This window comes from Methylomonas sp. LWB (assembly GCF_001856095.1).
GTDB classification, from domain to species: domain Bacteria; phylum Pseudomonadota; class Gammaproteobacteria; order Methylococcales; family Methylomonadaceae; genus Methylomonas; species Methylomonas koyamae_A.
This window is the reverse complement of the sequence record NZ_MKMC01000031.1, coordinates 1-17,462: the sequence shown is the minus strand read 5'-3', so window position 1 is coordinate 17,462 and position 17,462 is coordinate 1. Positions and strand designations below refer to the sequence as shown.

Annotated in this window: 5 protein-coding genes, 2 tRNA genes and 3 rRNA genes; 9 read left to right on the top strand and 1 reads right to left on the bottom strand. The window is 56.5% G+C overall.

The features are described from left to right. The first annotated feature begins 243 nt into the window (after positions 1–243). The 6 genes from BJL95_RS13700 (at position 244) to BJL95_RS24745 (ending at position 6,021) form a co-directional block, all read left to right on the top strand. Positions 244–1,777, top strand: a 16S ribosomal RNA gene (locus BJL95_RS13700). A gap of 60 nt (positions 1,778–1,837) precedes the next feature. Beyond that, a tRNA-Ile gene (locus BJL95_RS13695) sits at positions 1,838–1,914 on the top strand. A gap of 32 nt (positions 1,915–1,946) precedes the next feature. Next, positions 1,947–2,022, top strand: a tRNA-Ala gene (locus tag BJL95_RS13690). Positions 2,023–2,314: 292 nt separating this feature from the next. After that, positions 2,315–5,208, top strand: a 23S ribosomal RNA gene (locus BJL95_RS13685). Between the two features lie 226 nt (positions 5,209–5,434). Continuing rightward, positions 5,435–5,550 (top strand): 5S ribosomal RNA (rrf, locus tag BJL95_RS13680). The 16S, 23S and 5S rRNA genes sit together here with 2 tRNA genes alongside, the layout of an rRNA operon. Positions 5,551–5,700: 150 nt before the next feature. After that, complete coding sequence (locus BJL95_RS24745) at positions 5,701–6,021, top strand: transposase (protein ID WP_139306272.1); 321 nt, start codon at positions 5,701–5,703, stop codon at positions 6,019–6,021. Positions 6,022–6,100: 79 nt separating this feature from the next. On the opposite strand, the gene tnpB is transcribed toward BJL95_RS24745, so the two are convergent. After that, positions 6,101–6,565: an IS66 family insertion sequence element accessory protein TnpB gene (gene tnpB, locus BJL95_RS13670; RefSeq protein ID WP_071158700.1), complete on the bottom strand. Its 465-nt coding sequence runs from the start codon at positions 6,563–6,565 to the stop codon at positions 6,101–6,103. A gap of 835 nt (positions 6,566–7,400) precedes the next feature. Here tnpB and BJL95_RS13660 point away from each other — a divergent pair. The 3 genes from BJL95_RS13660 to BJL95_RS13650 form a co-directional block, all read left to right on the top strand. Next, on the top strand, positions 7,401–9,122 hold the full coding sequence (locus tag BJL95_RS13660; RefSeq protein WP_071158696.1) for a ShlB/FhaC/HecB family hemolysin secretion/activation protein: 1,722 nt from the start codon (positions 7,401–7,403) through the stop codon (positions 9,120–9,122). A 47-nt stretch (positions 9,123–9,169) separates the two neighbouring features. After that, complete coding sequence (locus tag BJL95_RS13655; RefSeq protein WP_175463715.1) at positions 9,170–9,907, top strand: SapC family protein; 738 nt, start codon at positions 9,170–9,172, stop codon at positions 9,905–9,907. Positions 9,908–9,924: 17 nt separating this feature from the next. Next, a partial coding sequence (locus BJL95_RS13650) for a YDG domain-containing protein (protein WP_071158694.1) occupies positions 9,925–17,462 on the top strand: 7,538 nt, incomplete at its 3' end.

Genomic DNA, 17,462 nt, shown 5'->3' with positions numbered 1-17,462 from the left:
GTTTCTGGCTTCGAAAATAAAGTGTTGACACTTTCTGAAAGTTCTGTAGAATATGTCGGCTCAACAGGGCGAGATGCTCTGGCTCTTTAACAAGATGAATCGAAATAATTTGTGTGGGTATGTGTGGCGATACGTTTCTGTTAGAAATTATCGGCGCAGAGAATCCACGTCAATTCGCAAGAAACGACGTTCTGTAGTCGAGCCAAGATTGGATGCTAATCTTATTTAGTATCAAGCATTATTAAACTGAAGAGTTTGATCATGGCTCAGATTGAACGCTGGCGGTATGCTTAACACATGCAAGTCGAACGCTGAAGGGTGCTTGCACCCGGATGAGTGGCGGACGGGTGAGTAATGCATAGGAATCTGCCTATTAGTGGGGGATAACGTGGGGAAACTCACGCTAATACCGCATACGATCTACGGATGAAAGCCGGGGACCTTCGGGCCTGGCGCTAATAGATGAGCCTATGTTGGATTAGCTAGTTGGTGGGGTAAAGGCCTACCAAGGCGACGATCCATAGCTGGTCTGAGAGGATGATCAGCCACACTGGGACTGAGACACGGCCCAGACTCCTACGGGAGGCAGCAGTGGGGAATATTGGACAATGGGCGAAAGCCTGATCCAGCAATACCGCGTGTGTGAAGAAGGCCTGAGGGTTGTAAAGCACTTTCAATAGGAAGGAATACCTGCCGGTTAATACCCGGTAGACTGACATTACCTATACAAGAAGCACCGGCTAACTCCGTGCCAGCAGCCGCGGTAATACGGAGGGTGCAAGCGTTAATCGGAATTACTGGGCGTAAAGCGTGCGTAGGCGGTTGTTTAAGTCAGATGTGAAAGCCCTGGGCTTAACCTGGGAACTGCATTTGATACTGGGCAACTAGAGTTTAGTAGAGGGGAGTGGAATTTCAGGTGTAGCGGTGAAATGCGTAGAGATCTGAAGGAACACCAGTGGCGAAGGCGGCTCCCTGGACTAAAACTGACGCTGAGGTACGAAAGCGTGGGTAGCAAACAGGATTAGATACCCTGGTAGTCCACGCCGTAAACGATGTCAACTAACTGTTGGGTTCTTAAAGAACTTAGTAGTGGAGCTAACGTATTAAGTTGACCGCCTGGGGAGTACGGCCGCAAGGCTAAAACTCAAATGAATTGACGGGGGCCCGCACAAGCGGTGGAGCATGTGGTTTAATTCGATGCAACGCGAAGAACCTTACCTACCCTTGACATCCTCGGAACTTGTCAGAGATGACTTGGTGCCTTCGGGAACCGAGAGACAGGTGCTGCATGGCTGTCGTCAGCTCGTGTTGTGAAATGTTGGGTTAAGTCCCGTAACGAGCGCAACCCTTATCCTTAGTTGCCAGCGAGTCAAGTCGGGAACTCTAGGGAGACTGCCGGTGATAAACCGGAGGAAGGTGGGGACGACGTCAAGTCATCATGGCCCTTATGGGTAGGGCTACACACGTGCTACAATGGTCGGTACAGAGGGCAGCAAACTCGCGAGAGCCAGCAAATCCCAAAAAGCCGATCCTAGTCCGGATTGCAGTCTGCAACTCGACTGCATGAAGTCGGAATCGCTAGTAATCGCGGATCAGAATGCCGCGGTGAATACGTTCCCGGGCCTTGTACACACCGCCCGTCACACCATGGGAGTGGGTTGCAAAAGAAGTAGGTAGTTTAACCTTCGGGAGGGCGCTTACCACTTTGTGATTCATGACTGGGGTGAAGTCGTAACAAGGTAGCCCTAGGGGAACCTGGGGCTGGATCACCTCCTTACAAAGACAGAACACTGTCACACGTACTCACAACAAATTATTTCGATTGAAAGACGCACCTGGGTCTGTAGCTCAGTTGGTTAGAGCGCACCCCTGATAAGGGTGAGGTCGGAGGTTCAAATCCTCCCAGACCCACCAACTAACGAAAAGGCGAAAGTCTGAATCTATTCGGGGCCATAGCTCAGCTGGGAGAGCGCCTGCCTTGCACGCAGGAGGTCGGGAGTTCGATCCTCCCTGGCTCCACCATCACGTGACGTCGATCTTAAGCCAAGATATCAACATCAACGCTATACAGCTTTTCGGTTAATAACCCAAGGCTCGATAGCATTGATATTCGTATCAATACGCTCTTTAACAATATGGAAATCTGTAACCTAAGTCTTGATCGGCTAACGATCAATACTTAAAAACGAGTTGCGGGCGGTAGCCAGCGGCTTTCGAAAGAAAGCGGCCCAAAACCTCCGTAAAACGTTCTCAAGCAACATCAGCGAACATGTCAGCGACTAAAAACCTTAATACAGACGTATTCGGGTTATATGGTCAAGTGAATAAGCGCATACGGTGGATGCCTAGGCAGTAAGAGGCGATGAAAGACGTGGTAGCCTGCGAAAAGCGTCGGGGAGGTGGCAAACAACCTGTGATCCGGCGATGTCTGAATGGGGAAACCCGGCGAGGATAACCTCGTCATCTTTGAGTGAATACATAGCTCACTGAAGCGAACCCGGAGAACTGAAACATCTAAGTACCCGGAGGAAAAGAAATCAACCGAGATTCCCTAAGTAGTGGCGAGCGAACGGGGACTAGCCCTTAAGCTAGGATAAGGTTAGTGGAACGGTCTGGAAAGTCCGGCGATACAGGGTGATAGCCCCGTACACGAAAACCTTTTTTTAGTGAAATCGAGTAGGTCGGCGCACGTGAAACGTTGACTGAATATGGGGGGACCATCCTCCAAGGCTAAATACTCCTTACTGACCGATAGTGAACCAGTACCGTGAGGGAAAGGCGAAAAGAACCGCGGAGAGCGGAGTGAAATAGAACCTGAAACCGTATGCGTACAAGCAGTGGGAGCCCCTTCGTGGGGTGACTGCGTACCTTTTGTATAATGGGTCAGCGACTTACATTTTGTGGCAAGCTTAACCGAATAGGGGAGGCGTAGGGAAACCGAGTCTTAATAGGGCGTTGAGTCGCAAGGTGTAGACCCGAAACCGGGCGATCTATCCATGACCAGGTTGAAGGTGTGGTAACACACACTGGAGGACCGAACCCACTCCCGTTGAAAAGGTAGGGGATGAGTTGTGGATCGGAGTGAAAGGCTAATCAAGCTCGGAGATAGCTGGTTCTCCTCGAAAGCTATTTAGGTAGCGCCTCGTGTATCACTGCTGGGGGTAGAGCACTGTTTCGGCTAGGGGGTCATCCCGACTTACCAACCCGATGCAAACTCCGAATACCAGCAAGTGTCAGCACGGGAGACACACGGCGGGTGATAAGGTCCGTCGTGAAAAGGGAAACAGCCCAGACCGTCAGCTAAGGTCCCCAAATCTATGCTCAGTGGGAAACGATGTGGAAAGGCACAGACAGCCAGGAGGTTGGCTTAGAAGCAGCCATCCTTTAAAGAAAGCGTAATAGCTCACTGGTCGAGTCGGTCTGCGCGGAAGATTTACCGGGGCTAAGCATAGTACCGAAGCTACGGATTCACGCTTTGCGTGAGTGGTAGAGGAGCGTTCCGTACGCCTGCGAAGGTCGATTGAGAAGTCGGCTGGAGGTATCGGAAGTGCGAATGCTGACATAAGTAACGATAAAGGGGGTGAAAAACCCCCTCGCCGTAAACCCAAGGTTTCCTGCGCAACGTTAATCGACGCAGGGTTAGTCGGCACCTAAGGCGAGGCCGAAAGGCGTAGTCGATGGAAAACAGGTTAATATTCCTGTACCAGTTGTAACTGCGATGGGGTGACGGAGAAGGCTATATCAGCGGTCGGTTGGAAGTGGCCGTTTAAGCGTGTAGGCAGGCATCTTAGGCAAATCCGGGATGCTATATGCTGAGGCGTGATGACGAGTGTCTCGAAAGAAACGCGAAGTGATAGATGCCCTGCTTCCAGGAAAAACCTCTAAGCTTCAGGTTACAAGTGGCCGTACCCTAAACCGACACAGGTGGGTGGGATGAAAATTCTAAGGCGCTTGAGAGAACCCAGGTGAAGGAACTAGGCAAAATGATACCGTAACTTCGGGAGAAGGTATGCCGTTGATAAGTGAAGTCCCTCGCGGATGGAGCGTAAGGCGGTTGCAAAAAATCGGTGGCTGCGACTGTTTAGCAAAAACATAGCACTCTGCAAACACGAAAGTGGACGTATAGGGTGTGACGCCTGCCCGGTGCTGGAAGGTTAATTGATGGGGTTAGCGTAAGCGAAGCTCTTGATCGAAGCCCCAGTAAACGGCGGCCGTAACTATAACGGTCCTAAGGTAGCGAAATTCCTTGTCGGGTAAGTTCCGACCTGCACGAATGGCGTAACGATGGCCACACTGTCTCCACCTGGGACTCAGTGAAATTGAAATCGCTGTGAAGATGCAGTGTACCCGCGGCTAGACGGAAAGACCCCGTGCACCTTTACTATAGCTTGACACTGGACTTTGAACCTACTTGTGTAGGATAGGTGGGAGGCTTTGAAGCGGGAACGCCAGTTCTCGTGGAGCCAACCTTGAAATACCACCCTGGTATGTTTGGAGTTCTAACCTCGATCCATTATCTGGATTAGGGACAGTGTCTGGTGGGTAGTTTGACTGGGGCGGTCTCCTCCCAAAGAGTAACGGAGGAGCACGAAGGTACCCTCAGCCTGGTCGGAAATCAGGCAATGAGTGCAAAGGCATAAGGGTGCTTGACTGCGAGACGGACAAGTCGAGCAGGTACGAAAGTAGGTCTTAGTGATCCGGTGGTTCTGTATGGAAGGGCCATCGCTCAACGGATAAAAGGTACGCCGGGGATAACAGGCTGATACCGCCCAAGAGTTCATATCGACGGCGGTGTTTGGCACCTCGATGTCGGCTCATCACATCCTGGGGCTGAAGCAGGTCCCAAGGGTATGGCTGTTCGCCATTTAAAGTGGTACGCGAGCTGGGTTCAGAACGTCGTGAGACAGTTCGGTCCCTATCTGCCGTGGGCGTTTGAGATTTGAGGGAAGCTGCTTCTAGTACGAGAGGACCGAAGTGGACGAACCTCTGGTGTTCCAGTTGTCCTGCCAAGGGCATTGCTGGGTAGCCACGTTCGGACAGGATAACCGCTGAAAGCATCTAAGCGGGAAGCCCCTCCCAAGATGAGATCTCACTGGGACTTTAAGTCCCCTGAAGGGCCGTTGGAGACGACAACGTTGATAGGCACGGTGTGGAAGTCCAGTAATGGGCGTAGCTAACGTGTACTAATTGCCCGTGAGGCTTGACCATATAACACCCAATGCGTTTGGGTAACGTCAAATGACGATCGCTGAAAACAACGCAAGAGAACGAACTCGATACAGATTTCCATGAAAAGCAGGTCAAAGGCAAAACCACGTAAGCGCGAATATCTGCACACGCGGTGGTTAGCGTAGTAAATGCCTGAAGGCTAAGCTAGACGGCTTAACCCGACCTGTTGCATGACAGTTGGTCAACAACCAACTTAACCAGTTTGCTTGGTGAACATAGCAAGCGTGAACCACCCGATCCCATCCCGAACTCGGAAGTGAAACCGCTTAGCGCCGATGATAGTGTGGCAGGTTGCCATGTGAAAGTAGGTCATCGCCAAGCGCCTATACCTAAAGCCCGCCTATTAATCATCTAATAGGCGGGCTTTTTTTGTGCGCATAATAAATTGTAAGAGCCCTTTTAGCCACGTCTATCACTCCTGATTAAAAGCTCTGAATATAGTGTCCACTTATAACAAGGTGGACACCTACGATGGAGAACAAGAGACGATTATCGCGACCGCTAATGGTGGGACATCGGAGTCATGGCCGTTGTCGCTATGATCCGGAAGTAAAACGGGAGCTCGGTGAAGCCTATCTGCAGCCGGGTGTTTCGGCAGCCTTGATGGCACTGGAACACGGCATCAATGCCAATCTGATGCACAAATGGATTAACCGGCACTGTGAAAATGTCAGCCCAGCCCAGTACCCCAGCCATACGATCGGCCTTTGCACCGGTGCTGTCAATGGCGGCACCGAAGTCAGTAGACAACACCGCCCTCACCACTCAAGCCAGCACGGGTTCGGTGAGTAAGCCTTTGGGGATAGATGCGCGCCGGTGGCGGCGTGATCCGGATGCTGTTGTCGCAGCACGGACAGGCATATTTGATGCGCTAATATTGAATAATGTGGATTTGCTGCGGCACGATATCGAGTTGCTCACTGATGTTAGCGTCGATTTCCACCAGGCGTGTGCCGTCATGGGCGCAGATGTGCTCGGCTTCCGCTAGTTCATGGCGCACAATCTCGCGAGGCAGGAGGGGATCGAGCGGTTTGCGGCAGCGTTTCTTGCGACAATGGCCCGCCACTTCGACCGCTTCAGGTGTGGTTTCCTCGGCCACCGGTGTAGCGTTGGGTGCCAGCGCTTCGGCTTCGTTCAGAAACAGATCGCGCTGAGCCAGATTCGCTCTGGCCTCGGACTTGGCCGCATACAGACGATGCAACAGTTTGATCCGATCCCGCCGCCGATTGCTGAACACATAGATCGCCGGTTCAAACGGATTCAAGCCTAATGCCTGCTCGACCAGCAATGCCAAACCATTGATGGCCTTACGGCCATTGACCGGTTCGCGGTGCAAGTAGATCTTTAATCCCGGCTCGAAGGGAACACAGCAAGGCGGCCAGACCGTTCAATACATTCAATAAAGGGGATAGATCGGTCAAGCTAACCTCTTGCAATTCCAGTTTAACGCCATTCGATAAGGCTATATTGAAGCTGCTGCTGGAGCCGCTATTTGAACCGCAATTTTCGCCGCACAGTTTGCTTCCGTCCGGGACGGATTCCACATCAAGCGGCACATCAACAGCGGCAAGCAGTACGTGGTGGATATTGATTTATCGAAATTCTTTGATCGAATCTATCGTGACCGGTCGATTGCTCGCATGGGATAACGGATCACCGACAAACGCATACTGCGCCTGATCGGCCTGACGCTGCGAAGTGGCATCCTGATCGGTGGTGGTACGGACGAAGAAGGGGCGATGCAAGGCGGGCCGCTATCCGAATAAACTGCTACCGCTTTGTCCGAAAAGCCAATCGCGTGGTTTAAAGGGCATGCAATGCAAAGTACCCTACAAATTTGACAAAAACCGACTGTTGCTGGAGCGTCCTTGCTCGGAAAATGCCAGAACTGTGACGCGGGCGTATTAAAGTTTGGCGTTTTTTTGCCGTCAGTTAGTTTTGAATCGACTATATTATTTCCATCTAGTTCTTGTGGTCTACTCGGGGCATGCTTTTAGGCCCATGAGTTGAGCGGTTGTGCTGATGCGATCGAAACACAACGTCGACCGGAAAGCGGCACTCTAATTCGTAACGGGTAAAATGAGTTTATAGGCGATAGTCGCAACCGACTTCGCTGCCTTAAGAATACGGGCAGGCCACAACTCTCATTCATTTCAGTTAAGTGGAATCGTATGCAACCGAACCATCGAAATCGCAACGTCAGCCTTGTTCCGCTTCGTGCCGGCGCCTTAGCTTCATTAATCAGTTACTTAGCGGTCGGTCACGCGGTCGAGGTGGTTCCCGAGGCCGGCTCGATTTTGCGAAATATCAAACCCGAATCGATTTTGCCGGGCAACTCGCAAGTCCCGTTCGAAATATCGGAACAACCGGCGCCTGCCGGTGAAAGCGACATCCGCATCCAAGTCAAGGGTTGGAAGATCAGCGGCGCAGTGTTGATTAGCGAGGCCGATCTGCAGTCGTTTCTAAAAGACTATATCGGCAAGGACTTGAACTTGCTTGAACTGCGCAAAATCACTCGCGATATCGCGGCGTATTACCAGCAACGTGGTTTTTTCGCCCGCGCGCTATTGCCAGCTCAGCAAATTCGCGACGGTATCGTCGAAATCCTGATCCGCGAAGCCACCCTGGGCAAGGTCGAAGTCGACGACTCGGCTAACACTTACCGAAACGACATTCCCCGACAAACGATGTTGGCGGCTCAGCCGGCGGGAGAAGCCTTGCGGCTGGCCGATATGCAGCGCGGTATTTTGCTGTTGAACGACCTGACCGGCGGCACGGTATCGTCTACCCTGAAAGCCGGCGCGAGAGCGGGTGAATCCGACCTGCTGTTGAAAATCGACCCCAGCAACCTAATCAGCGGCTCCGTGGATTACAGCAATACCGGCGTGCGTTCGGTCGGCATGAACCAATTCGGTGGGTCTCTGAACCTCAATAACCCCTTGCGTTTGGGCGACTTGGCGACGTTGCGCGTTCAGGGCGGCAGCGGCAACGTTTACGGGCGGGTCGCTTATTCGTTGCCGGTGGGTTACTCCGGGCTACGGGTTGGTTTGGCGGCGTCCGCGTTGGACTATACCTTGGGCGAACCCTTTCAGTCGTTGGACGCTCAAGGCTCGGCCTGGACCGGCGGCACTTTCGCGACCTATCCGCTGCTGCGCGGGGTGAGTACGAATCTGTACGTTGCCAGCGGTTTCGACGATCGCCACTACTACAATACCAGCCTTGCTAGCGTGGTCAGCGACAAAGAAGTGCAAAGCGGTTACGTCGGCCTGAGCGGCGACCATCAAGACGATTGGCTCGGCGGTGCGGTGACCTTGTTCGGCGCGACCATGGTGGCCGGCAATCTGGATTTGTCGGGCAGTCCAGTCGATCAAGCCCAAAATCGGGCCACGGCTCGAGCCGGCGGCGCCTATCAAAAATTCTCGCTTAATGCTTCCCGCCTGCAAGGTCTGACCGACAAATTACGCTTGTACGCCGGTTTCAGCGGACAGTTGGCCACCAAAAACCTGGATTCCTCCGAAAAATTCAGCCTGGGCGGCCCCTTCGGCATCAGAGCCTATCCGGTCAACGAAGCCCTCGGCGATGAGGGCTATCTGATGAATTTCGAATTGCGCTACGAAGTTTACGAACATGTCGAGTTGGTCGGTTTCATCGACCACGGCGGCATCACGTTGCATAACGATCTTTGGCCGAATGCCACCGAAGGCGTTCCCAATCACTACACGCTCAGCGGCGGCGGTGTCGGTATCAACTGGACGGTCCCCGGCAATTTCGTCATCCGCGGCAGCGTTGCTCAACGCATAGGCGCCAACCCAGCGCGCTCTACGGACGGCAACGACTCGGACGGAACTTACAAAACGCCTCATTTTTGGGTCAGCCTGAGCAAAGCGTTTTAAGCGTCTTCGGGCTCCGTTTTTCCACCAACTCAACCTGCGATACCACCGTGGACAACCAATTGCTATTTTATAAACGCATCGTCAGCCTGAACCCCGCCGCTCACGGTCGGTTGCATATCGTGCCGTCCGACGATGTAGGATATGCGCGAGTTAGTAACTCGGTACCGCTGATTGGTCCGGAATTCGGCGAAGCCGGCAAGGAATACCCGATCGCCTTCGCCAAAGCCGGCGACGGGCACTTTGTCCCGGTCGCGGTGCTGGGCTTGAACGATGGCGAAAACCTGTTCGTCAATGGTGCCGGTCGCTGGGCTGGTCATTACATACCCGCCTTCGTCCGCCGATACCCGTTCGTACCCGCCGAGCAAGCCGAAGACAAGCAATTGATCGTTTGTTTTGACGACACTAGCCCACGTTTTAACGAAACGGCCGGCGAGCCTTTGTTGGTCGACGGCGAACCGTCGGCTTACCTGCAACAAATCATCGCCTTTTTGCGGGAGTTCCACGCCGAATCGCAACGGACTGCGCAATTCGCCGCCACCTTGCACGAATTGGACCTCTTAACCGAGCGTCGCGCCGATGCGGTATCACCGAGCGGCGAGCGTTACTCGTTGTCCGGTCTTTGGATAGTGGATGAGGCGCGCTTCCAAAAAATCAGCCGGGATGCGTTGGACAGCCTGTTCCAAACCGGAGCGCTGGGATTGATCTATCTGCACTTGGCGTCGTTGAGCAATTTTGCCCGCCTGTTGGAACGCAAAGCCGCCGCAAGCACCGAAAAACCGCACTGATTCGAGAGGACAGTCTTATGACCGGATATGCCTACCAAAGTCGCACGCCGCACTTCAACCGTCATCCGCTGGTGCTGGCAATACAAATCGCCTTGGCCGGTGCTTGGCAGCCGGCCTTGGCCGAATTGGCCGGCAATGCGCTGCCTAATGGCGGCCAGGTGACGTCGGGACAGGCACAAATCCACCAAAACGGCGCTCGGATGGATGTCGTACAAGGCAGTCAGAAAGCCATCATCAACTGGCAGAGCTACAACATCGGTGCCAATGCCCACGTGGATTATCAACAACCTAACGCCCACTCGATTGCGCTGAATCGGGTGACGTCCGGCGAAGCGTCGGTCATTGCCGGTCGATTGACCGCCAACGGCCAAGTGTTTCTGGTGAACCCTAACGGCGTGCTGTTTGCCAAGGGCGCCCAAGTCGACGTTGGTGCGATGGCCGCGTCGACGATGAACATCAGCGATGCCGATTTTCGTGCCGGAAATTACCATTTCAAGCGCGACGGCGGCGATACCGGCGTTGTCAACCAGGGCGAAATCCGTGTCAAGGACGGCGGATACGTGGCCTTGCTGGCCCCTAGCGTCAGCAACGAAGGTCTGGTCCAGGCCCGTTTGGGCACGGTAGCGTTGGCCGGCGGTGATGGCGTAACACTGGAATTGGACGAAGGTAAACTGGTCAATGTTCAGGTCGATCCCGCCACCGTCAATACGCTGATCGAGAATAAGCAGCTGATCCGCGCCGATGGCGGTCGGGTCATTATGACCGCCAGCGCCGCCGACCAATTGCGCGGCGCAGCGATTAACAACAGCGGCGTGGTCGAGGCCAAATCCCTAGTCAATCGCGGCGGTTCGATAGAACTGATCGGCGACGAAGTCAGTAACAGCGGTACACTGGACGTGTCCGCCGCCGAGAATACTCATGGCGGCAATGTCGTCGAGCATGGCCAGTTGGTTGTCGACACCGGCACGGTCCGCGCCGACGGTAATAGCGGCGGCGATATTCGCCTGACAGGTGATCGGGTGCTGCAAGCCGGAACGCTTAGCGCCGAGGGTACCGTCTCCCACGGCGGCCGAATCACGATCGCCGCCGACAGTCGAGTCATCCAGACCGCGTCCGCGAAACTGTCGACTAAGGGAACCAAAAATGGCGGCGACATCGCAGTGACCGCAGGCGGCCAGGGTGGCGTATTCAGCTCCGCTACCCTGGATGCCAGTGGCGTTTCCGGACAGGGTGGCAAGATCACCGTCACCGGCGGCAAAGACGTCACTTTGGCTGCCGCGACGCTCACCGCCAACGGCGCCAAGGGCGGCGGCAAAATCAGTATCGGCGGCGGTTTTCATGGCAAGGACGCGGCGGTTCGCAACGCAACGTTGGTCCGGATCAACCCCTTTACCCAGTTGCAAGCCGATGCTACCGCAAAAGGCGACGGCGGCGACATCGTGGTTTGGTCGGACCAGAATACCGATTTTTACGGCAATATATCCGCCAAGGGCGGTCAGAACGGTGGCGACGGCGGTACCGTTGAGGTGTCTTCGCACGATACGCTGATCTTCGGCGGTAGCGTGGCGACGGCCGCGCCCAAGGGCCGCAACGGCAATCTGTTGCTGGACCCGCGCAACATCACGATAGATAACAGCGGCAAATACCCGCAATTCGAATTCGAAGACCCCAACCCCACCAATACACTGGGCGTTACCTCCGGTTTCGGTACCGGGACCTCGGTGCTGTGGAGCACGAACGTGGTGGTCACCAACCCCTACGACGACTTCGGCGGTCAGGATGCCGGCGCGGTCTATTTATATAACGGTTGGTCCGGCGCGTTGTTGGCGACGTTGACCGGCAGCCACGCCGACGATCGCTTGGGCAGCGGCGGTATCACCCTGCTTGTTAGCCAAAATACCAACACTAACGTCAACGTCTCGTTCAATTCGCAGGGCAACTTTTTGATTTCCAGTCCGCATTGGGACGGCGGCAAGGGGGCGGTGACTTGGTCCAGCGGAACCACGGGGCTGAGCGGAACGGTGACGTCGTCCAACAGTTTGGTCGGCAGTTCGGCGAGCGACGCGGTGGGCAGCGGCAGCATTGTGTTGATCGACAACTACTACGGCACCGCCAGCCATGCGTGGAACAACGAAAACGGCTATTTAAAATATCTGGTGCTCAATCCTCAGTGGAATACCAATACCGGTGCCGTGACGATGGGTAGCGCTTTGAGCGGAATATCCGGTGTCATTTCATCTTCCAACAGTCTGGTAGGTGGTGCCGCTGGGGACCAAATCGGCAGTAGCGGGGTCACGCAATTTGTCACCGAGTTTCACGATTACAACAGTAGCGGCGCGTTGATTACCGCCACCGAGTATTACCGAAATTTTTTCGCGATCGCCAGTCCGCATTGGCAAAACGGTGCCAGCGCCGATGCCGGCGCGGTCACTTGGGCTAGCGGTTCCGCCGCATTGACAGGTACCGTTTCTTCGTCGAACAGTCTGGTCGGGGGCAATGCCAACGACCAGATCGGTAGCGGCGACATCAAAGTGCTTTATTACACCAGCAGCACCAACTACAACAGTCAACCTAGCGACACCCCGCCGCATGGCCACGTGAATACTTACCGTACCGACGCCGCTTACGTGGTCGCCAGTCCGCACTGGAACGGCGACAAAGGTTCGGTCACTTGGCTCGACGGCGCGACCGGTTACGCGTCCGGTGGAGCGACAGCCGGTTTCGCCGTTTCTTCGGCTAATAGCTTGGTTGGCGCGACCGCAGGCGATTTGGTCGGTAGCGGCGGCATCCAAGTCCTCAGCCACTACACGAGCCGCAATCAGGATACAGGATACACCTCGACGCACCCTTATTATCTAATTCTAAGCCCGCACTTCAACAACGGAGGATCGACCGCCGATGCAGGTGCGATTACCTGGGGCGACGGTCGCAATATCTCCTACGGCACCATCACCACAACGAACTACCTCGGCAACACCTTAACCAATATTCCGACCGAAACTACTACTAACAACGGCGGCGTGTCCGGCGTCATCGGCAGCGGCAATAGTTTGGTCGGCAGTCACGCCGGCGACCAGGTCGGCAGTGGCGGCGTCACCGACCTTGGACAAGACCCCGGCTATGTGGTCCTTAGCCCGCTGTGGAACAGCAGCGCTGGTGCGGTTACCTTCTGGGATGCTACTGCCACCAAGACCGGGACTCTAGGTTCGGCTAACAGTCTGGTCGGCTCGACCGCCAACGATCATGTCGGCGGCGGCGGTATTTTGCTGAAAAGCGGTTATTACTTAGTGTTGAGCCCAAATTGGGATAACGGTGGAGCGACCGACGCCGGCGCGATTACCTGGGGCAGCAAGTCCAGCGGTGTCAGCGGCGCGGTCGGCGCGGGAAACAGCCTTGTCGGCAGCACCGCCAACGATGGCGTAGGCAGCGACGTCAATAATATCGTCGATGTGGGCGTGGCCGATTACGTGGTCCTAACGCCCACCTGGGATAACGGCGGTAATGCCGACGCCGGCGCTGCCTCTTGGGGTAGTTCCGGCAGCGGCGTCAGTGGCGCGATCAGTAGTAGCAACAGCTTGATCGGTAGTCACGCCAACGATCGGGTCGGTAGTGGCGGCGTCGTGGCAACTTATAACGGTGTCGATACCGCGGATAGCTGGTCCTATACCTACTACTACAGCGTGATCAGTCCACACTGGAACGCCGATCGCGGGGCGGTCACGATGGGCGCCGAAGCTAGCGGCATTCAAGGCACTGTCGGTTCCGGCAACAGCTTGGTCGGCGATACCGCCGGCGACCAAGTCGGCAGTGGAGGTGTCAAGGCCGGCCAATACACGACGCTGACCTACAACGGGAGCTCCTGGTCCGGCACCCGCATTGCTTATTATTTGGTTATTAGCCCCAATTGGAGCGACGGCGGCACCGCGAACGTCGGAGCCGTCACCAAAACCGCCGCCGCGACCGGCATAACCGGGAGTATCAGCTCGGCAAACAGCTTGATCGGCGGCACCGCGGGCGATCAAATTGGCAGTGGCGGCATCACGCTGTTGCCTTACGACTGGACAACCGGACCGGCCAACGCCAACGGTCAAAAGCAATATCATCTGGATTACTACGCGATCGTCAGCCCTAATTGGGATAACGGCGCCATCGCCGACGCCGGCGCGGTTACTTGGGGCAGTGTCACAACCACGGCAGGCGCGGCTTCCCCGCTGACAGGTAACGCCAGCGCGGCTAACAGTTTGGTTGGCACGCACGCCAACGATCGTGTCGGTAGCGGCGGTGTCGTTGCCCTCCCGGCGGAATATAACAACACGACGCGACTAGGCTACGTCGTCATCAGTCCGAACTGGGGGAACGGCACCGACAGCCAATTGGGTGCGGTGACCTGGGGTAGCCGCTTGACGGGTTTGCTCGGCGCCGTCAGCGCCGGCAACAGCTTGATCGGAGCCACGGCGGGTGACCAAATCGGCAGCGGCGGCGTCACGGTTTTGACCAACGGTTACGATCCTGTCAACAGTGTCTACACCTATAACTACTTGGTCTTAAGCCCGCACTGGCATAGTGGCGCCAACGCCGATGCCGGTGCCGTGACCTGGGTCGCCGAAAAAACCGGCTTTGCTTACGGCGAGAGCAGCCAGGGCGCCGTCGTCGGCATCGGCAACAGTTTGGTCGGCAGTCACGCCGGCGACCAAGTCGGCAGTGACGGCGTCATCGATCTGGGCGTCTCGTATCTGGTGGGTAGCCGGCATTGGCACAACGGTTCGGCCGCGGACGCCGGCGCGTTGTCTTGGGCGCGGGCCAGTATCGGCGGAGCCGGCGCGGTGTCCGCCAGCAATAGTTTGATCGGCAGCTACAGCAATCAGGATGTCGGCCTGAACCAAGTCCGATTAACGGTTAACTACAATACCTACTATTACGACTATCTGGTCATCGATACCGATTGGCGCAATGGCGGATTGGCGAACGCGGGCGCGGTGACCTACGGCGACGCCTTTTATGGCATCTTCGGCGAGGTATCGGTCGCGAACAGCGTTGTCGGCACCACCGCCAATAGCGGCATCAGCTTCGATACCGGCGGACCCTGGGTCGATTACTATCAATATGCCGGCACCAACTATTTCAGCTTGCTGCCCGGCTTTGCCTACGATCACGGCGATACCTTCGTGGTCAGCTTCGCCAACGAGAACACCGGCCGGGTCACCTCGGGCGCCACCGATCCGAGTCGCATCACCTACGGCATGGCGATCGGCAAGGACATGACCATTGCACCGGGCGTGTTGACCAATTTGCTCGGGTGGGGCACCAACGTCACGCTACAAGCCAGCAACGACATTACGGTTAACAGCGCCCTCAACGTCGCCGGGCTTTTCAGTTCGTCCGCGACGTTGAAATTGGAAGCGGGCCGCAGCATTTATGTCAATGCCGATATCACCACCGACGGCGGCAATTTAGTGTTGCACGCCAACGATTTGGCCGCCAACGGCGTCGTCGACGCCGATCGCTCGGCCGGGAATGCGGTTATCGAATTGGCCCACGGCATTACGATAGATGCCGGCGCCGGTTCGGTCACCATGGAATTGCGCGACGGTACAGGCAACACCGAGGACGACAGCGGCAACATCACGCTGGCGGGACAAATCCTGGCCGATACCATCAGCATTGTCCATCGCGGCACCGGAGGCGCGAGCGGCAGCAAGAATATCGTTTTGAACAGCGGTGCCGGCTTGACGGCCAACGGCAGCGGGGACGCGCTGGTTTTGGCGGCCGCCAGCGGCGGCGAACTGGTCAATAATGTCGGCAGCGGCGTACTCTCCGCCGCCAACGGTCGTTGGTTGGTGTATATGCACAGCCCATCCGGATCGACGGAAGGCGGACTTACCGGCGCGGCCGGTTCGGCACTACCGAGGCTTTACAACAAAACCTACGACGGCGACCTGCCGGGAACGATCGTCGCGGGCAATCACCTGATCTACGACTATCAGCCTAGCTTGAGCGTCGATGTCGGCAACATCAGCAAAACCTACGGCGATGCCGATCCGAGTGCGAGCAGCGCCTTTTCCGGCTACGTCAACGACGACGGCGTGACGGACTCGGCCACGGTCGCGGGTTTAAGCGGCACGCCCAGTTTTAGTATCGTCGGCGGTACCGCCGGCACAGGTCGCGAGGTCGGTAGCTACACGGTCAACGGTGCGGTCGGCTCGGCCGCGATCAGTGGCGGGGCCGGTTATTCGACGACGATAGGCACCGGCGGCGCCAGCGGAACCTTAACGGTCAACAAAAAAACGTTGACCGTGACCGCCAGCAACGACGGTCGCGCATACAACGGCTCGGGCTATAGCGGTGGCCATGGCGTCAATATTACCGGCTTCGTCAACAGCGAAACCTCAAGTGTATTGGGCGGCAGCGTCAGTTACGGCGGAACCTCGCAAGGTGCCACCAACGCGGGTAGCTACACGATCACCGCGAGCGGCTATACCGCGAGCAACTACGATTTCAGTTATGTCGACGGCACCTTAACGATCACGCCCTTCGTCGTCAGCCTGACCGGCAGCCGGACCTATAACGGCAGCACCAACGTGGCGGCCGGCATCTTCTCGGCGGGGAGTTTGGTCGGTAGCGAAACCCTGAACCTGAGCGGCACCGGCACCATTGCCAGCAAAAACGTCGGCACCGGCAAAACCGTGACGCTGGGGACTTTGGCGCTGGCCGACGGCACGAACGGCGGCTTGGCCAGCAACTACACGCTGAGCGGCGGCACCCATACCGCGGATATTTCAGCGGCCAGCTTGACCGTCAGTACCAGCGACGTCAGCAAGGCCTACGACGGCGGCACCACGGCGGCCGGCACCGCAACCATCACGAGCGGCTCGCTGTACGGCAGCGACAGCCTCGGCGGCGGCACCTTTGCCTTTAGCGACAAAAACGTCGGCAGCGGCAACAAGACGGTGACCGTGAGCGGGGTGACCGTCAGCGACGGCAACAGCGGCGCCAACTATTCGGTGAGCTATGCCAATAACACCACCAGCACCATCACGCCCTTCGTCGTCAGCCTGACCGGCAGCCGGACCTATAACGGCAGCACCAACGTGGCGGCCGGCATCTTCTCGGCGGGGAGTTTGGTCGGTAGCGAAACCCTGAACCTGAGCGGCACCGGCACCATTGCCAGCAAAAACGTCGGCACCGGCAAAGCGGTGACGCTGGGGACTTTGGCGCTGGCCGACGGCACGAACGGCGGCTTGGCCAGCAACTACACGCTGAGCGGCGGCACCCATACCGCGGATATTTCAGCGGCCAGCTTGACCGTCAGCACCAGCGACGTCAGCAAAGCCTACGACGGCGGCACCAGTGCGGCCGGCACCGCAACCATCACGAGCGGCTCGCTGTACGGCAGCGACAGCCTCGGCGGCGGCACCTTTGCCTTTAGCGACAAAAACGTCGGCAGCGGCAACAAGACGGTGACCGTGAGCGGGGTGACCGTCAGCGACGGCAACAGCGGCGCCAACTATTCGGTGAGCTATGCCAATAACACCACCAGCACCATCACGCCCTTCGT